The sequence below is a fragment of the Pseudoalteromonas sp. TB25 genome (genome assembly GCF_000497995.1).
GTDB lineage: Bacteria > Pseudomonadota > Gammaproteobacteria > Enterobacterales > Alteromonadaceae > Pseudoalteromonas > Pseudoalteromonas distincta.
Genome location: NZ_AUTI01000018.1, coordinates 1 through 3,168, shown reverse-complemented (window position 1 = coordinate 3,168; position 3,168 = coordinate 1). Strand labels below are relative to the sequence as shown.

Below are 3,168 nucleotides of genomic sequence, written 5' to 3'. Positions count from 1 at the left end.
CTAGTTCTAAACGGCTAGTTGCAGCTTGTTGTTCATTTAAGCTTGGGTGTTTTAATAGAAGTTCGTGAATTTTTATTGCGCGGTCTAATTCACCTCTACGGCGAAACATGGTGGCAAGTGTAGAATAGTGTTCAACCGAGTCGGCTGAAACTTCAAGTAAGTTGATTAAATGCTCTAAGCCTTGATCTTCTTCTCTATCGAGTAGAAATTTTAAGCCTTTGCTATATTCAGAAGTGATCTGACGATTAAGTTGATGAGCTTGGTTTTTAGCACTGTTTTTACCCATAATCCAACCGTAACCAGCGGCAACGGGTAATAGTAAAAACAAAAGCTCAATCATAGTTAGGTGTCTTTATTCGCGGCAAGCTTTTTTTTATCTTTTTCAGGCGCTAATTGCTTTTTTAAGCGGTAGTTTTGCCACTTTAATTGCGAAAACAATTTAAAGCTAATAAAACAACCAATCAAAACACCTAATAAAAAGCAGATACTTATTATTACAGCTAAAGGTAGCGTATTACTGGCTATAATGTAATTTACTTGTACTAACTGTGGGTTTTGTGACCCTAATACAAATGCACTGATAAGGCATAGTGCAGCCAGAATAATTTTTAATACCTTGAACAAGTAACTACTCCACTAAGTTAACTAGGCAATGCTTTCATTCACGCGGTCGCGTAATTCTTTGCCTGGTTTAAAATGAGGTACATGCTTTCCTTCAAGCTCAACTGTATCGCCAGTCTTAGGATTACGACCTGTGCGAGGAGCGCGGAAATGCAAAGAGAAACTACCAAAACCTCTGATCTCAATACGATCTGAAGTAGATAATGAGCCGGCCATTTGTTCAAGAATTTCTTTTACAGCATTCTCAACATCTTTCACTGGAACGTGTGCGTGTTGTTCCGCAAGTATTTCTATCAATTCTGACTTAGTCATAGCGTTTCCTTAAAAAGAGATATAGGAAGGGCAAAAAATGCCCTCCCAACTAAAAACTAATTATATATTAGTCTTTTTGTGCATTTGCGAAAGCAGCTGCCATTGCGTTTTCAAACACTGGCTCTTCTTTCTTAAGCTTCTCTAGTACTTCTTTCTCTTCTGCTTCGAAAAGAGCTTTTACAGATAAGCTTAAAGTGCGGTTCTTACGATCAACACCAACGTATTTAACTTCAATCTCGTCGCCTACAGAAACAACAGTAGTTGCATCTTCAACGCGCTCTTGAGCGATATCAGCTACACGGATGTAACCTTCAACGCCTTCGATAAGTTCAACAGTTGCGCCTTTCGCATCAACTTCAGTCACTTTACCTTTAACAATAGCACCTTTTTTGTTTGCATCAAGGTAGTTATTGAATGGGTCAGCTTCGATTTGCTTAACACCTAGAGAGATACGTTCACGCTCTGGGTCAACTTGCAATACGATAGCAGTGATTTCGTCGCCTTTCTTGAATTCACGTACAGCTTCTTCGCCAGGTGTATTCCAAGAAATGTCTGAAAGGTGTACAAGACCGTCAATACCACCGTCAAGACCGATAAAGATACCGAAGTCAGTGATTGATTTGATCTTACCAGTAACTTGATCGCCTTTGTTTTGTAGACGAGCAAATTCCTGCCAAGGATTAGCAATACATTGCTTAAGACCAAGAGAAATACGACGACGTTCTTCGTCAATTTCTAAAACCATAACTTCAACAGTGTCGCCAAGGCTTACAACTTTTGAAGGATGGATGTTCTTGTTAGTCCAATCCATTTCAGAAACGTGTACTAAACCTTCAACGCCTTCTTCGATTTCCACGAAACAGCCGTAATCTGTAAGGTTAGTAACACGACCAGAAAGTTTAGAACCTTCTGGGTAACGACCAGCGATAGCTGCCCATGGATCTTCACCAAGCTGTTTAAGGCCTAGAGAAACACGAGTTTTATCTTTGTCGAATTTTAGAACTTTAACTGCGATTTCGTCGCCAACATTAACGATTTCTGAAGGGTGCTTAACACGCTTCCAAGCCATATCAGTAATGTGTAGTAGACCATCAACACCACCAAGGTCAACGAATGCACCGTAGTCAGTAAGGTTCTTAACGATACCTTTAACTTCTTGGCCTTCAACAAGGTTAGCAAGAAGCTCTTCACGTTCTTGTGAGTTTTCAGATTCGATAACTGCACGACGTGAAACAACAACGTTGTTACGTTTTTGGTCAAGCTTGATTACTTTAAATTCAAGCTCTTTGCCTTCAAGGTGAGTTGTGTCACGTACTGGACGAACATCAACAAGTGAACCAGGTAGGAAAGCACGGATTGAATCAACTTCAACTGTGAAACCGCCTTTAACTTTACCGTTGATAACACCAGTAACAGTCTCTTGCTCTTCACATGCTTTCTCAAGACGGATCCATGCTTCGTGACGCTTAGCTTTCTCACGAGAAAGGATAGTTTCACCGAAACCGTCTTCAATTGCATCTAGTGCAACATCTACTTCGTCGCCTACAGCAACTTCTAGTTCACCAGCAGCATTTTTGAACTGCTCTGCAGGGATAGCACTTTCTGATTTAAGACCAGCATCTACAAGTACAATGTTATTCTCGATAGAGATTACTGTACCTTTAACGATAGAGCCTTGCTCTGCTTCAAAACCCTTTAAGCTTTCTTCAAATAACTGCGCAAAATTTTCTGACATACGAATATACGTCTCATATATTAATACCAATAAGCAACCATGCTGCATGGGGTTGTTAAAATAGCACTGGCATCCTGCTGGCGCATAAAATGTGTTTAGCTTCGTTTAGGAAGCTTACCTTCAGAGATAGCAATATCCAATAAAGTTATTACCTTATCAAACACTTGCTGTGCATTAAGATCGCTAGTATCGATCTCAATAGCATCCTCTGCAGGTACAAGCGGAGCAACGGTGCGATTCATATCGCGCTCGTCACGAGCTTGAATGTCCTGTAATAGACCACTTAGTGTAACATCAAGGCCGCGCGTATTCAACTCAACAAAGCGTCTACGAGCACGCTCTTGTGCACTGGCTGTTAAATATATTTTTAACGGCGCATCTTGAAAAACCACAGTGCCCATATCACGGCCATCGGCAATTAAGCCATTTTCAGTGCGAAATGCACGCTGGCGACGTAATAACGCTTCACGAACGCGAGGTAATGCTGCAACTTTTGAAGC

Annotated in this window: 4 protein-coding genes and 1 pseudogene; all 5 read right to left on the bottom strand. The window is 40.8% G+C overall.

The window, feature by feature from the left end:
- Positions 1-340: pseudogene (locus L652_RS0100265) on the bottom strand (lipopolysaccharide assembly protein LapB); the annotation flags it as partial.
- A 2-nt stretch (positions 341-342) separates the two neighbouring features.
- On the bottom strand, positions 343-624 hold the full coding sequence (locus L652_RS0100260; protein ID WP_024595025.1) for a LapA family protein: 282 nt from the start codon (positions 622-624) through the stop codon (positions 343-345).
- A gap of 21 nt (positions 625-645) precedes the next feature.
- Positions 646-933 carry an integration host factor subunit beta gene (gene ihfB, locus L652_RS0100255; protein ID WP_002961178.1) on the bottom strand — a complete coding sequence of 96 codons (288 nt, stop codon included), beginning with the start codon at positions 931-933 and terminating at the stop codon, positions 646-648.
- A gap of 67 nt (positions 934-1,000) precedes the next feature.
- The gene (gene rpsA / locus L652_RS0100250; protein ID WP_002961176.1) at positions 1,001-2,668 is read right to left on the bottom strand and encodes a 30S ribosomal protein S1; all 1,668 of its coding nucleotides are present in this window, start codon (positions 2,666-2,668) and stop codon (positions 1,001-1,003) included.
- A 95-nt stretch (positions 2,669-2,763) separates the two neighbouring features.
- On the bottom strand, positions 2,764-3,168 hold a 405-nt coding region (gene cmk, locus L652_RS0100245; protein ID WP_024603164.1), incomplete at its 5' end, for a (d)CMP kinase.

Coding starts and splice junctions, on each gene's coding strand:
- ihfB (WP_002961178.1), bottom strand. CDS start 933: ATGACTAAGTCAGAATTGATAGAAATACTTGCGGAACAACACGCACAC.
- rpsA (WP_002961176.1), bottom strand. CDS start 2,668: ATGTCAGAAAATTTTGCGCAGTTATTTGAAGAAAGCTTAAAGGGTTTT.